Origin of the sequence: Agromyces archimandritae (assembly GCF_018024495.1) — a bacterium.
GTDB classification, from domain to species: Bacteria; Actinomycetota; Actinomycetes; order Actinomycetales; family Microbacteriaceae; genus Agromyces; species Agromyces archimandritae.
The window spans coordinates 945,700-959,918 of the sequence record NZ_CP071696.1; the positions used below are offsets into that span (position 1 = coordinate 945,700).

At 70.1% G+C, this 14,219-nt stretch carries 13 protein-coding genes; 7 read left to right on the forward strand and 6 right to left on the reverse strand.

Going from position 1 to position 14,219, the window contains the following annotated elements; translation table 11 throughout:
• The first annotated feature begins 35 nt into the window (after positions 1 to 35).
• Positions 36 to 1,199, forward strand: coding sequence for an acyl-CoA dehydrogenase family protein (locus G127AT_RS04285; RefSeq protein WP_210900275.1), 1,164 nt, complete (start codon positions 36 to 38; stop codon positions 1,197 to 1,199).
• Positions 1,200 to 1,379: 180 nt separating this feature from the next.
• Positions 1,380 to 2,531, forward strand: coding sequence for a MalY/PatB family protein (locus G127AT_RS04290; RefSeq protein WP_210900278.1), 1,152 nt, complete (start codon positions 1,380 to 1,382; stop codon positions 2,529 to 2,531).
• 3 nt (positions 2,532 to 2,534) lie between these two features.
• Here G127AT_RS04290 and guaB read toward each other — a convergent pair whose 3' ends face one another.
• A complete protein-coding gene (gene guaB, locus G127AT_RS04295) occupies positions 2,535 to 4,037 on the reverse strand; it encodes an IMP dehydrogenase (RefSeq protein ID WP_210900281.1) in 1,503 nt (500 codons plus the stop codon).
• Between the two features lie 323 nt (positions 4,038 to 4,360).
• On the opposite strand from guaB, the gene G127AT_RS04300 reads away from it, so the two are divergent.
• From G127AT_RS04300 to G127AT_RS04315, 4 genes are read left to right on the forward strand one after another with little or no spacing between them, the layout of a single operon-like run.
• Positions 4,361 to 5,635 (forward strand): branched-chain amino acid ABC transporter permease, encoded by a 1,275-nt coding sequence (locus G127AT_RS04300; RefSeq protein ID WP_425305896.1) that lies wholly within the window; start codon positions 4,361 to 4,363, stop codon positions 5,633 to 5,635.
• Positions 5,636 to 5,644: 9 nt separating this feature from the next.
• A complete protein-coding gene (locus G127AT_RS04305; protein WP_210900287.1) occupies positions 5,645 to 6,622 on the forward strand; it encodes a branched-chain amino acid ABC transporter permease in 978 nt (325 codons plus the stop codon).
• Positions 6,612 to 7,586: an ABC transporter ATP-binding protein gene (locus G127AT_RS04310; RefSeq protein WP_210900290.1), complete on the forward strand. Its 975-nt coding sequence runs from the start codon at positions 6,612 to 6,614 to the stop codon at positions 7,584 to 7,586. The genes G127AT_RS04305 and G127AT_RS04310 overlap by 11 nt, the downstream gene beginning before the upstream one ends.
• A complete protein-coding gene (locus tag G127AT_RS04315; RefSeq protein ID WP_425305882.1) occupies positions 7,583 to 8,365 on the forward strand; it encodes an ABC transporter ATP-binding protein in 783 nt (260 codons plus the stop codon). Before G127AT_RS04310 ends, G127AT_RS04315 begins: the two co-directional genes overlap by 4 nt.
• A 236-nt stretch (positions 8,366 to 8,601) precedes the next feature.
• Here the strand turns inward: G127AT_RS04315 and G127AT_RS04320 are convergent, their stop codons facing one another.
• The 3 genes from G127AT_RS04320 to groES all read right to left on the reverse strand — a co-directional run bounded on the left by G127AT_RS04320 (position 8,602) and on the right by groES (position 11,464).
• Positions 8,602 to 9,873: an ABC transporter substrate-binding protein gene (locus tag G127AT_RS04320; RefSeq protein ID WP_210900293.1), complete on the reverse strand. Its 1,272-nt coding sequence runs from the start codon at positions 9,871 to 9,873 to the stop codon at positions 8,602 to 8,604.
• A 188-nt stretch (positions 9,874 to 10,061) separates the two neighbouring features.
• On the reverse strand, positions 10,062 to 10,997 hold the full coding sequence (gene rarD, locus G127AT_RS04325) for an EamA family transporter RarD (protein WP_210901830.1): 936 nt from the start codon (positions 10,995 to 10,997) through the stop codon (positions 10,062 to 10,064).
• 170 nt (positions 10,998 to 11,167) lie between these two features.
• A complete protein-coding gene (gene groES / locus G127AT_RS04330; RefSeq protein WP_210900296.1) occupies positions 11,168 to 11,464 on the reverse strand; it encodes a co-chaperone GroES in 297 nt (98 codons plus the stop codon).
• A gap of 127 nt (positions 11,465 to 11,591) precedes the next feature.
• Here groES and G127AT_RS04335 point away from each other — a divergent pair, with 127 nt between their 5' ends.
• The gene (locus G127AT_RS04335; protein WP_210900299.1) at positions 11,592 to 12,782 is read left to right on the forward strand and encodes a class I SAM-dependent methyltransferase; all 1,191 of its coding nucleotides are present in this window, start codon (positions 11,592 to 11,594) and stop codon (positions 12,780 to 12,782) included.
• A gap of 53 nt (positions 12,783 to 12,835) precedes the next feature.
• Here G127AT_RS04335 and G127AT_RS04340 read toward each other — a convergent pair whose 3' ends face one another.
• Both G127AT_RS04340 and G127AT_RS04345 read right to left on the reverse strand, forming a co-directional pair.
• Complete coding sequence (locus G127AT_RS04340) at positions 12,836 to 13,441, reverse strand: DUF4190 domain-containing protein (protein ID WP_210900302.1); 606 nt, start codon at positions 13,439 to 13,441, stop codon at positions 12,836 to 12,838.
• A gap of 5 nt (positions 13,442 to 13,446) precedes the next feature.
• Positions 13,447 to 14,091 carry a hypothetical protein gene (locus G127AT_RS04345; RefSeq protein ID WP_210900305.1) on the reverse strand — a complete coding sequence of 215 codons (645 nt, stop codon included), beginning with the start codon at positions 14,089 to 14,091 and terminating at the stop codon, positions 13,447 to 13,449.
• Positions 14,092 to 14,219: the final 128 nt, after the last annotated feature.

The window sequence follows — 14,219 nt, forward strand, 5'->3', positions numbered from 1 at the left end:
TCGGGGTGGACTCGACGACGAGAAGGGGTCACGCGATGGAGCGCGACATCTACGACGAAGACCACGAGGCGTTCCGCGATCTGGTGCGGGACTTCGTGAAACGGCATGTCACGAACGCCGACCGCGAACGCTGGGATGCGAACGGCGAGGTCGACCGCGACACCATGAAGGCGGCCGCCGAAGCCGGCATCCTCGGCCTCTCGGTGCCCGAGGAGTTCGGCGGCGGCGGCATGCTGCAGGACTACCGGTTCCGCGCCGTCGTGAACGAGGAGATCATCGCGGCGGGCGCCGGGTCGCTCGCGGGTGCGTTCGGCATCCAGGATGACCTCGCCGTGCCCTATCTCGTGCACATGGGCACGCCCGAGCAGCAGGCGAAGTGGCTGCCCCGGATGGCGACGGCCGAGGTCGTCGGCGCGCTCGCGATGACCGAGCCCGGTGCGGGCTCCGATCTGCGCGGCATCCGCACGACGGCGAAGAAGGTCGACGGCGGATACCTCGTGAACGGTGCGAAGACGTTCATCTCGTCGGGTGCGACCGCCGATGTCGTCGTGACGTTCGTGAAGACCGGCGAGGGCAACCGGCCCGATGCGTTCAGCATCGTCCTCGTCGAAGACGGCGCACCGGGCTTCGAGCACGGCAAGAAGCTCGAGAAGATCGGCTTCCACGGCCACGACACCGCCGAGCTCTCGTTCACCGACGTCTTCGTTCCCGACGAGAACCTGCTGGGCGGCGAGGAGGGCCACGGTTTCGTGCAGCTCATGCGCAACCTCCCCCTCGAGCGCCTCTCGATCGGCGTCGCCGGGGTGGCCGCTGCGCAGGCGGCCCTCGACTGGACGCTCGCGTACGTGCGCGAACGCGAAGCGTTCGGCTCGCGCATCGCCGACTTCCAGAACACGCGTTTCCAGCTCGCCGACGTCGCCGCGACGGTCGACGCGCTGTGGGCGTACATCGACCGGGCCATGCGCGCGTACGCGAACGGCGAGCTCTCGGCCGAGGAGGCCGCGAAGGTCAAGTTCTGGACGACCGAACGCGAGTGGGAGGTGCTGGATGCCTGCCTGCAGCTCTTCGGCGGCTACGGCTACATCCTCGAGTACCCGATCGCGCGCGCCTTCGCCGACGCCCGCGTGCACCGCATCTACGGCGGTTCGAACGAGATCATGCGCGACATCGTGAGCCGCGCGCTCGTCGGCAAGCGCTGACGGCTCCGACGCGGCGATCGGGCGGGCGTTCTCGACGTGCTCCCGCCCGATCGCGTCCGTCGTGTTCGCGGCGATCTTCATCGCCCTCACCTGGGGCGGCATCTCGGTCGGCGGCGGCGTCGTCTGGTGACGTAGGTTCCGATCACCCCCGCGAAGGCGCATGCTGGAGGGGTGAGCCCCGTGAACCGTGTTGAAGCCGAACCCCTCGACCGCCTCCGCTCCCGCACGAGCGAGAAGTGGCACGACGTGCCCGCCGACGTGCTGCCGCTGCCGGTCGCCGAAATGGACTACCCGCTCGCCGAACCCGTCGCCCGTGCCCTGCACGCCGCCGTCGACCGATCCGACACGGGATACGTGCCCGGCCCCGCCGGCATCGCCGCGGCATTCGCCGGGTTCGCAGACCGCCGGCTCGGCTGGCAGGTGGATCCGGCCCGCGTCACCATGACCGCCGACGTCAGCATGGCGATCGTCGAGATCCTGCGGCAGGCGACCGAGCCCGGCGACCGCGTCGTCGTCGCCCCGCCCATCTACCCGCCGTTCTTCGACCTGCCGCCCGAGGCCGGCTGCGAGGTCATCGAGGTGCCGCTGGCCGGCGGCATCCACGAGGGCTGGTCGCTCGACCTCGACGGCATCGACGCCGCCTTCGCCGCCGGCGCCCGCGCGATGCTGCTGTGCAACCCGCACAACCCGATCGGCCGCGTCTGGCCGCGCGAGGAGCTCGCCGCCCTCGCCGACATCGCCGCCCGCCACGGCGCGCTCATCGTCTCCGACGAGGTCCACGGCCCGCTCTCCCAGCCGGCGACGCCGTACACGCCGTTCCTCGCCGTCTCCGACGCCGCCCGCGAGCACGGCATCGCCGTCACCTCCGCGAGCAAGGCCTTCAACGTCGCCGGCCTGAAATGCGCCCTCATGGTCTCGGCGTCCGAACGCGTCGACGCCCTCGTCGCCGCGATGCCGTACGAGGTGTTCTGGCGCGCGAGCCAGTTCGGCGTGATCGCCGGCACCGCCGCCTTCCGGGAGGGCGGCCCGTGGCTCGACGGCGTGCTCGGCAGCCTCGACGACAACCGGCGCCTGCTCGCCGACCTCCTCGCCGAAGAGCTGCCTGGCGTCAGGTACCGGATGCCCGAGGCGGGCTACCTGGCCTGGCTCGACCTCTCCGCGCTCGGCTGGGGCGACGACCCCGCCGCATACGCCCTCGAGCACGCCCGCGTCGCCCTCGGCAACGGCCCCTCGTTCGGCACCGCCGGGAAGGGCTTCGTACGCCTGAACTTCGCCTGCTCCCCCGAGGTGCTCGGCGAGGCGATCACGCGCCTCGCGGATGCGCAGGGGTAGGGATCATCTGGTGTAGTTCGGCGCCTCCACGACGAACTGCACGTCGTGGGGGTGCGACTCCTTCAGGCCGGCGGGCGTGATCCGCACGAAGCGGCCGTTCTGCTTCAGCTCCGGCACGGTGCGGGCGCCGACGTAGAACATCGACTGCCGCAGCCCGCCGATGAGCTGATAGGCGACGGCCGAGAGCGGACCGCGGTAGGCCACCTGCCCCTCGATGCCCTCGGGGATGAGCTTGTCGTCGCTCGGCACGTCCGCCTGGAAGTAGCGGTCGCGGGAGTACGAGGTCTTCTTGCCGCGCGTCTGCAGGGCGCCGAGCGAGCCCATGCCGCGGTACGTCTTGAACTGCTTGCCGTTCTGGAAGACGAGCTCGCCGGGGCTCTCGGCGGTGCCGGCGAGCAGGGAGCCCAGCATGACCGTGTCGGCGCCGGCGACGAGGGCCTTGGCGATGTCGCCCGAGTACTGCAGGCCGCCGTCGGCGATGAGCGGCACCCCGGCCGGCTTCGTCGCCTTCGACGCCTCGTACACGGCGGTGATCTGCGGCACGCCGACACCCGCGACGACGCGGGTGGTGCAGATGGACCCGGGGCCAACCCCGACCTTCACGGCATCCGCACCCGCATCCACGAGCGCCTTGGCGCCCTCGTAGGTGGCGACGTTACCGCCGATGATGTCGATGCCGGCGAACGAGGCGTCGGCCTTCAGCCGGCGGATGATGTCGAGCACGCCGGCCGACTCTCCGTTGGCGGTGTCGACGACGAGCACGTCGACGCCGGCGTCGCGGAGCGCCTCGGCCCGCTCCCAGGCGTCGCCGAAGAAGCCCATCGCCGCGCCGACCCGCAGGCGCCCCTCGGCATCCTTCGTGGCGTTCGGGTACTGCTCCGACTTGTCGAAGTCCTTGACGGTGATGAGGCCGGTCAGGCGCCCGGCGTCGTCGACGAGCGGCAGCTTCTCGATCTTGCGCTCGGCGAAGATCGCGAGCGCCTCGTCGGGATTCATGCCGACGCGGCCCGTGATGAGCGGGGTCTTCGTCATGACCGCGGAGACCTTCGTGGAGGCCTTCTCGAAGTCGGAGACGAAGCGCATGTCGCGGTTGGTGATGATGCCGACGAGGATGCCCTCCTCGTCCACCACCGGCAGGCCGCTGACCCGGTAGGTGCCGCACAGGCGGTCGACGTCGGCGACGCTCGCGTCGGGGCCGATCGTGACGGGGTTCGTGATCATGCCCGACTCGCTGCGCTTGACGCGATCCACCATGTCGGCCTGGTCGGCGATCGAGAGGTTGCGGTGCAGGATGCCGATGCCGCCCTGGCGCGCCATCGCCACGGCCATGCGGGTCTCGGTGACGGTGTCCATCGCCGCCGACAGCAGCGGGGTGGCGACGGAGATGTTGCGCGTGAGGCGCGAGGTCGTGTCGGCTTCGCTCGGGATGACGTCGGTATGACCGGGCAGCAGGAGCACGTCGTCGTAGGTGAGTCCGATGAGCCCGAAGGGGTCTGCCTGGTCCATGTGATCCTCTCGTCGACACGCGTCGCGCGGCCCGGCGCAGGCCGCGTTCATCAATGTTAAACGACCGTGCGGCCGGGGCATTCCCGCGCGGCCCCTCCTCACGGGCTTCGCTCGGGATCGGGCTCCGGCGACGGATGCGTAACGGTATCGGCCGTCGATGTGCACGCGCGAAACACATGGGACATAATCGGCACGTACTGTCGACGCCGAAGTCGATAGGGAAGTTACGGAACCCGAATGTCCCGCGGGCCGTTCGGCTTCCCCTTGGAGGTGCAGTGGAACCCACGCAAGCCGTCACCAGGCGATCCCCCGCCAGGTGGCTCATCCTCCTCGGAGCACTCTTGGCCGCACTCACTCTGTCCGGCATCGCAGCGTCCCCTGCGGTGGCGGACGATGGGAGTACGGCCTCGGGATCCGAGGAGTACGACTATCACTTCAGCGGAATCGTCAAACTCGACGACAAACCGCTGGAGGGCGTCGCCATCACGATCGACGGCGGCGGTTTCAAGGAGACCGTCGACACCGACGTCGAGGGCCGCTGGAAGATCGGCGTGCCCGAGAAGGCGAAGTACACGCTCACGGTCGACGAATCGACGCTGCCGAAGGGCATCATCGTCGAGGGCGACTCGGCCTCGCAGGAGGTGGAGTTCGGCCTCACGCAGACGAAGGTCGTGAACCTGTTCCTCGGCGAGGGCGTGCGCGAGACGACGAGTTTCGCCGACCAGTTCGTCGAACGCATCTTCAACGGGCTGAACTTCGGTCTGCTGCTCGCGCTGGCCGCGATCGGCGTCTCCCTCATCTTCGGCACCACGGGCCTGACGAACTTCGCCCATGCCGAGATGGTCACCTTCGGGGCGATCATGGCGCTCGTGTTCGGGGTCATCCTGAACCTGCCGCTGTGGCTCGCGATCCTCGTGGCGCTGATCCTCTCGGGCGTCTTCGGCTGGGCGATGGATGCCGGGCTCTGGCGCCCCCTGCGGCGCAAGGGCCTGGGGCTCATCCCGCTGATGATCGTCAGCATCGGTCTCTCGCTCGCGCTGCGATACGTGTTCCAGTTCTTCATCGGCGGCAAGACCTACCAGCTGCCGGGCGCCGGAGCGGCGAAGATCGAGCTCTTCGGGCCCATCAAGCTCTCCGTCATCGACATGGTCTCGATGGGCACCTCGATCGTCGTCCTCATCGCCGTCGCGATCTGGCTGACCCGCACCCGCATCGGCAAGGCGACCCGCGCGATCAGCGACAACCCGGCCCTGGCCGCCGCCAGCGGCATCGACGTGGATCGCGTGATCCGCATCGTGTGGATCCTCGCCGCCGTGCTCGCCGGTCTCGCCGGCATCCTCTGGGCCTACTTCCGCCCCGGCGTGAAGTGGGACATGGGCATGCACATCCTGCTGCTGATCTTCGCCGCGGTCATCCTCGGCGGCCTCGGCACCGCGTTCGGCGCCCTCGTCGGCGCGATCATCGTCGGCCTGCTCGTGGAGATCTCGACGCTCTGGCTGCCGCCGGACATCAAATACGTGGGCGCGCTCGTCGTGCTCATCGTCATCCTCATGTTCCGGCCGCAGGGCATCCTCGGCCGCCGAGAGCGACTGGGTTAGGAGGGCGTCATGGACTGGGGCCAAATCTTCAACAGCACCGCGGGCTGGCTGTTCAGCCCGACCACGATCGCCTACGCGCTCGCCGCGACCGGCCTGGCCGTGCACTTCGGCTATGCGGGCCTGCTGAACTTCGGCATGGCCGGCTTCATGGCCATCGGCGCCTACGGCTACGCGATCTCGATCCTGACCTTCGGGCTGCCCTGGTGGGCGGCGATGTTCGTCTCCATCCTCGGCGCCGTCGTGTTCGCGCTCATCCTCGGCATCCCGACGCTCAGGCTGCGGGCCGACTATCTCGCGATCGTGACGATCGCGGCCGCCGAGATCGTGCGCCTGCTCTTCACGACGCAGGTCTTCGACGAGTACACGAACTCCGCCGACGGCCTCTCCGGGTACCACCAGGGCTTCCGCGACGCGAACCCGTTCCCCGAGGGCACCTACGGGTTCGGGCCGTGGACGTACAACCAGAACGAGCTGTGGGTGCGCGTCTTCGGCGTCATCCTGCTCGCGATCGCGGTGCTCGCCGTCTGGCTGCTCATGCGCAGCCCCTGGGGCCGGGTGCTGAAGGGCATCCGCGAGGATGAGGACGCCGTGCGCGCCCTCGGCAAGAACGTCTTCTCGTTCAAGATGCAGGCCCTCATCATCGGCGGCATCATGGGCGCCCTCGGCGGCGTCGTCTTCGCCCTGCCGTCCGCGGTGGTGCCGGCGACGTACACGACCTCGCTGACGTTCTTCATCTGGACGATCCTGCTGCTCGGCGGCGCCGCGACCGTCTTCGGTCCGGCGCTCGGCGCGCTCATCTTCTGGGTGATCATGGCGTTCCTCGACAACGTGCTGCCGGCGATGGCGGCCGTCGGCTGGCTGCCGATGACGCCGATCCAGGCGGGCACGCTGCGCTTCATCCTCGTCGGCGTCGCGCTCATGCTGCTCGTCGCCTTCCGGCCGCAGGGCATTCTCGGAAACAAGAGGGAGCTGACCTTTGTCAAGTAACGCCACCGGCAGCTCGGTGCCCCGTGCCAAGAGCACGGGCCTGCACACCGGCGATGCCGCACCCGGATGCAAGAAGGTCGACCCCATCATCGTGGCCGACCACGTCGCCCGGCACTTCGGCGGCCTGACCGCCGTCGACGTCGAGCACCTCGAGATCCCGCGCGGGGCGATCACCGCCCTCATCGGGCCGAACGGCGCCGGCAAGACGACCCTGTTCAACCTGCTGTGCGGCTTCGACCGGCCGAACACCGGCTCGTGGAGTTTCAACGGCACCTCGCTGGCCGGGGTTCCCGCCTACCGCGTCGCCCGCATGGGCATGGTGCGCACCTTCCAGCTCACCAAGGCGCTCTCGCTCCTCACCGTGCTCGAGAACATGAAACTCGGCGCGACGAAGCAGCGCGGCGAGCACCTGTGGGCGAGCGTCATCCCCGCGTTGTGGCGCACGCAGGACCGCGAGATCGAGGCCCGCGCGCACGAGCTGCTCGCCCGCTTCAAGCTCGACGCGAAGGCCGCCGACTACGCCGCGAGCCTCTCGGGCGGGCAGCGGAAGCTCCTCGAGATGGCCCGAGCCCTCATGGGCCGCCCCGAGCTCGTCATGCTCGACGAGCCCATGGCGGGTGTGAACCCGGCGCTCACGCAGTCCCTGCTCGACCACATCCTCGAGCTCAAGGACGAGGGCATGACGGTGCTCTTCGTCGAGCACGACATGCACATGGTCCGCCACATCGCCGACTGGGTCGTCGTCATGGCCGAGGGCCGCATCGTCGCCGAGGGCCCGCCCGAGACGGTCATGCAGGACCAGGCCGTCATCGACGCGTACCTCGGCAGCCATCAGGACGTCGACCTCGGCGTCGTGACCGGCCGCATCTCCGGCGAGCTCGGCGAGGCCGGCGAGGAACTGCTCGAAGAAATCGAGGAGGCCGTGGAGGCCTCCATCGAAGAGGCCGAGGAGGAGAACAAGTGAGCGAGACGGCATCCACCCCCGAGCCGCAGACCGGGCCCGCCGCCGGCACGGCGACCGCCGAACCGGTCGTGCAGGTCGAGGACCTCACCGCCGGCTACCTGCCGGGCGTGAACATCCTCACCGGCACGAACCTGACCGCCGCCAAGGGCGAGCTGATCGGCATCATCGGCCCGAACGGCGCCGGCAAGTCGACCCTGCTGAAGGCGATCTTCGGCATGGTGAAGGTGCGCGGCGGCGACATCCGGGTCAACGGCGAATCGGTCGTCGGCCTGAAGTCCGACCGCCTCGTCGCCCGCGGCATCGGCTTCGTGCCGCAGACGAACAACGTGTTCCCCTCGCTCACCATCGAGGAGAACCTGCAGATGGGCCTCTACCAGAAGCCCAGGGCGTACGCCGAGCGCCTCGAGTTCGTCACGGGCATCTTCGCCGAGCTCGGCAAGCGCCTGAAGCAGCGCGCCGGCTCCCTCTCGGGCGGCGAGCGTCAGATGGTCGCGATGAGCCGTGCGCTCATGATGGATCCGGCGGTGCTGCTGCTCGACGAACCGAGCGCCGGCCTCTCGCCCGTGCGGCAGGACGACGCCTTCATCCGCGTCTCCGACATCAACAAGGCCGGGGTGACGACGATCATGGTCGAGCAGAACGCGCGCCGCTGCCTGCAGATCTGCGACCGCGGCTACGTGCTCGACCAGGGCCACGACGCCTACCAGGGCACCGGTCGCGAGCTCCTGAACGACCCGAAGGTCATCGGCCTCTACCTCGGAACGCTCGGCCAGGACTGAACACGACGACGACGGGGGTGGATGCCGCAGGGCATCCACCCCCGTTTCGCTGCCCCGCGGCATCCACTCACCGCACTGCGCCCGCACCGAAAGCAGGCCGCCGCACCCCGGCCGGTGCCGATTCGGCCTGCCTTCGCGCACGCACGGTCGATTCGGCCTGCTTTCGCGACACACCCCCGGGCGCGCGAAACGGGCCCCGGCCGAAGCCGGAGCCCGTTCCACTGCTGTGGTGCGCGTCAGTCGTTGATGCGCGTGTGCAGGTTGTCGTCGCCGAACTCGTAGACGCCGATGGCCGCCTCGGTCGGGTCGCCGTTCTCGTCGAACGTGATCGGGCCCGAGTAGCCGTCGTAGTCGACCTTCTTGCCGTCGAGGATGAGCTTGGCGGCGTCGGCGAAGTTGTCGACCTTCTCACCGTCGCCCGAGCCGCCGGAGACCTCCTGCAGCTGCGCGGCGAGGTCGGCGCCCTCGGTCGAGTTCGCCGCGAGGGCGGCGAGGGCGAGGAGGACGACGGCGTCGTACGCCTCGGCCGCGTAGGTGAAGTCCTCGAGCTCGGAGCCGTTCTCGGCCTTCCAGTAGTCCTTCAGGCGCTGCTGGAAGTCGTCGGAGAGCTTCGGACCGGGCGTGGTGCCCTTCGAGCCGGCGATCGAGACGGGCATGTCGCCGCCCCACTGCTTGAGGTTGCCGTCGACGAAGTAGAACTTCGAGCCGTCGAAGCCGGCGGACACGAAGGTCGGGACGATCGTCGAGGTCTCCTCGAAGCCGATGACGGCGACCGCGTCGGGCTTGGCCGCGAGCACCGTCGACGCCTGGGCGTCGAAGGAGGTGTCGCCGGCGTTGTACGACTCGGAGGCGACGACGGTGCCGCCGGTGCCCTCGAAGTTCTCGGTGAGCGACTTCGCGAGACCGGTGCCGTAGGCGTCGTTCAGGTAGATGATGCCGAGGTTCGACACGCCGTCTTCGGCGATCTGGTTGCCGAGCACCTCGCCCTGGAGCAGGTCGGACGGAGCCGTACGCCAGTAGAGGTTGTCGTCGTCCCAGTCGGTGAAGTCGGGCGAGGTGTTGGCCGGCGAGAAGGTGAGCACGCCGGCGCCGACCGCCTGGTCGAGGAAGAGCTTCGTGACGCCGGATGCGGCGGCACCGACGAGCGCGTTGACGTCGGCGCTGAGCAGTCGCGGCACGGTCGTCTCGTAGGCCTTGTTGTCGGGGTCGCCCGAGTCGCCCCATTCGACCTCGACGGTGACGCCGAGGTCGGCCTCGTTGATGTCCTGCACGGCGAGGCCGACGCCGGCCTCTTCCGGCGGGCCGAGGAAGGACAGTGCGCCGGTCTGCGGCAGCACGGTGCCGATCTTCAGCGTCTGGTCCTCGCGGGGACCCTGGCTCTCGGACTCGGCGGGCTGTTCTCCCGATGCGCACGCGGAAAGCAGCAGGGCGCTCGTGGCCGTGATGGCCACGCCCGCCCAGATTCCGCGGCGCTTGCGGGAGGCCGAGGCCTTCGCGAATACGCTCATGTTGCTCCTTGGGACTGAAGGATGTGCGGTACCGGATGCCCGAACGGGCATCAGTGGTCTCGACAGTATTCCGCGGGCATGGCGGTGACAAGTCACCCCGGTCACAAGCGTGTAACGCGGCCGGAATCGTTACCGCTCCGTCACCTGGCACCCCGTCCGGCGCGGGATCCCGGCCCCCGAACGGGCGATCAGCGCCCCGATCTCCGCCTGGCGCGGGCCCCGCGCACGAGATCGGCGCTCAGCACGATGAGGGCGAGCCACACGAGGGCGAAGCCGATCCACCGCTCCGGCGGCATCGGCTCGTGCAGGATGAACACGCCGACGATGAACTGGATGACGGGGGCGAAGTACTGGATGAACCCGAGCGCGATGAGCGGCAGCCGGCGGCTCGCAGCGGCGAAGAGCAGCAACGGCACCGCCGTGATGATGCCGGAGCCGATGAGCAGCGCGGTGTGCCACCCGCTCACGGTGCCGAAGGTGAGCCCCGTCGTCGCACCGACGACGGCGAGTTGCACGAGTGCGAGCGGGGTGAGCCAGGCGGTCTCCAGGGTGAGGCCCGAGACGGCATCCACTCGCGGCCCCACGCGCTTCTTGATGAGGCCGTAGGTGCCGAACGAGAACGCGAGCACGAGGGCGATCCACGGCGGCTGGCCGTAGCCGACGGCGAGCACGACGACGGCGGCGAGCGAGATGCCCACGGCGACCCACTGCGTGACGTTCAGGCGCTCGCGGAGCACGAGCACGCCGAGGAAGACGGTCACGATCGGGTTGATGAAGTAGCCCAGGGCCGCCTCGACGACGTGGCCGCTGAGCGTCGCGATCACGTAGGTCTGCCAGTTGATGTAGATGAGCAGGCCGGCAAGGCCCATCGTGAAGAGGATGCGCCGGTCGGAGAAGAGGGCGGCCAGGCGCCGCCAGCTGCGGGTGGCGGTGATGAGGATCGCGCAGAAGACGAGCGAGAAGACGATGCGCGCGGCGACGACCTCGAAGGGGCCGGAGGGCGCGAGCGAGATGAAGTAGACGGGCAGGAAGCCCCAGAGCACGTATGCGCCGACCGCGTAGAGCAGGCCGCCGCGGTCGAGTGCGGCGGTGGATGCCGGTGCGCCGGCTCCGGAATCCGGGATGTTCGTGGATGACACCTGCTGAGCCTATGCCGGTGCGGGCATGCCGCACGCCGCGCCCGGCTGCCATCCTGCGGCCGATTCCCGCCGTCGTGCGCGCGGCGGCATCCACCCCGGGCATGCGAAAACCGGCCCGTGCGCCGAAGCGCACGAGCCGGTCTCGGAAGGGATCGTCAGCGGACGACGACCGCGAGCACGTCGCGGGCCGACAGCACGAGGAGCTCCTCGCCCGCGTACTTGACCTCGGTTCCGCCGTACTTGGAGTAGATCACCTTGTCGCCGACCGCGACGTCGAGCGGAACGCGGTTGCCGTTGTCGTCGATGCGGCCCGGGCCGACCGCGACGACCTCGCCCTCCTGGGGCTTCTCCTTGGCGGTGTCGGGGATGACGAGCCCCGATGCGGTCGTCTGCTCAGCCTCGATCTGCTTGATGACGATGCGATCCTCGAGCGGCTTGATGGAAACCGACACGGTTGACCTCTTTCTTGATGAAGACCGGTTAGCACCCTCAGACCGAGAGTGCTAAAGATGAGTCTAGAGGCGCTTTGGCACTCGTGCAACGTGAGTGCCAACTCTCCCCTGCTGCTAGCGTGAGCGGGTGGATCGCGCCGAACTCGTCGAGCTGCTCTCGCCCGAGGGGCTGCGGCTGCTCGACTCACTGCCGCCGTGGAACGAGAAGGACGATGTCGTCCGCACCGTCGCCGCTCTCCGCAAGCAGGGCCACTCCCCCGGCCTCGTCGCGGCCGTGCTCAGCCAGGCCCGCCTCCGCGCCCGCGCGCGGGCGAAGTTCGGCGAGTTCGCCTCGCGCATGCTCTTCACCGAGGCCGGCCTCGAACAGGCCACCCGGCTGCCGGTCGCCGCGCTGCACGCCGGCCGCTTCGCGCGCGCCGGCATCCGCCACATCGCCGACCTCGGCTGCGGCATCGGCGGCGATGCGCTCGCCTTCGCCGCGATCGACCTCGAGGTCACCGCGGCCGACGCCGACGAGGTGACGGCGGCCGTCGCGAGCTACAACCTGTCCCCGTTCCCGCACGTGCGCGTGCTGAACGAACGCGCCGAGGACGTGCCGCTCGGCGGCATCGGCGGCGTCTGGCTCGACCCGGCCCGGCGCCGCGTCGAGGGCGGCACGACCCGCCGGCTCGCGGATCCGGCCGACTACAGCCCCTCCCTCGACTTCGCCTTCGGCCTCGGCGAGCGGATGCCGGTGGGCGTCAAGCTCGGCCCGGGCACCGACCGCGAGCTCATCCCCGCCGGCACCGAGGCGCAGTGGATCTCGGTGGACGGCGAGGTCGTCGAGCTCGGCGTCTGGTTCGGGCCCCTCGCCCGCCCCGGCATCGGCCGTTCGGCGCTCGTCGTGCAGGGCGGCTCCGGCCACGAGCTCGCTGCACCGGCCGATAGCGAGGACGCCGAGGTCGGCCCGCTCGGCGACTACCTCTACGAACCCGACGGCGCCGTCATCCGCGCCCGCCTCATCGGCGAGCTCGCGCGCGCCCACGACGCCCGCATGCTGAGCGAGGGCATCGCCTACCTCACCGCCGACCGCCCCTTCGAGACGCCGTTCGCACGCGGCTTCCGCGTCATCGAGCGCTTGAGCGCCGAGGAGCGCAAGCTCCGCATGGCCCTCGCCGAGCGCGGCATCGGAACCCTCGAGATCAAGAAGCGCGGCAGCGACGTCGACCCGGCCGGGCTCCGCAAGCGCCTGAAGCTCGAGGGCGACGCCTCGGCGACGCTCGTCCTCACCCGCGAGGCGGGCCGCCACGTCGCCCTCCTCGTCGAGCGCATCGACTGATCGGGTGCGGATGCCGGGGCGCGCGCCACAGGGTGCGGATGCCGCCCGCGCGCTCAGGTCGGCAGCGCGCCGAGGATGATCGCGTAATAGCCGATCCAGATGAGCGAGAAGAGCACCCCGGTGACGCCGGTGGCGATGCCGACGTAGGCGGGCACCCGCCCGCCCTCCTCGCGGCGCAGCGCGAGCACGCCGAAGACGATCGCGATGATCGAGACGGGCAACGCCCAGCCGACGAAGAGCGACGCGACCGCTCCGACGACGCCGAGCACGACGCCGATGCCGGAGTAGACGCGGCGCTGCTCCTCTTCATCGAGCACGCCCGGCACGGCCGGCTCGGCGGCGGGACGGCGGACGGTGAGCAGCTGCCCGGTCGGCAGCTGTCGGAGCCGCCCGGTGTCCATGGGCAGTTCGAGTTCGCGGACGGCGGGTTCGGCCTGGAAGGTCGGCCCGGCCGGCCGATACGGGGCGAGTGGATCGCTCGTCGGTGCGGCCGGCGGGCCGGCGGGTTCCGCAGCGGATGCCGGGACCGCCCGGAACCGGTCTGGCGACGTGCCCGGTGCGTCGTCGGGCGGGCCGGCCGCACGCCGGCCGCGTTCACCGGGCGCACGACCGGGCGCCCCGCCCTCGGGCGGGACGCCCGGGTCGGCGTCTTGCGTCATGGAACTCAGTAGTCGTAGTCGAACTGGTACATGTTCGGATCGTTCGCCGCCACACCGATGACGACGATCCAGAAGACCAGCGCGGCCAGAGCGATGAGGATGCCGATGAAGCCGAGGATGATGCCCGTGAGCCACATCCCCTTGGCCTGCGGCTCCTTCTTCTTGCCGAGGAAGCCGAGGACCACGGCCGCGGCCGGGATGAAGAGCTGCAAGATCGCGCCGACGATCGGGATGAGCACGATCCCGCCGCCGACGATGCCGACGATACCGGCGATCAGCGAGATGATGCTGAGCACCGGCGACTTCTGCGCGGGGGCCTGCGAGTACCCGGAGTAGTCGGCGGCGCCGTACCCGGGCGGCGTCTGGCCGTACCCCTGCTGGCTGGAGGACTGGGAGGGCGCGGCCGGCGCACCGTACGACGGCGGCGGCGTCGGGGCGGCCGGAGGCTCGGGCGCGGCGGGCGCGGCGTACTGCGGCGGCTCGGGCGCAGGCGGTGCGGGCGGCGCAGGCGGAGCCTGGGGCGGCTCGGGCGCGGCCGGAGGCTCGGGCACCGAGGGCACGTCGGGGTCGGAAGCGGCCGGAGGCACCGCCCCGGCAGCCGCCTGCTCGGCGTCGTCGGGCAGGCCTTCCGGGTTCTTGGGGTCGCTCATGATGAACCTTCCGTTTCTCTCCTGCGGGCCGTGGCGGGCGAGCTCGGCATCCCTCGCTTCACCCCGTGATGCCGGGCGATCGCGGGCAGCATGCACACCCCGCTGCCTCTTCGCCCAGACTACCGCCC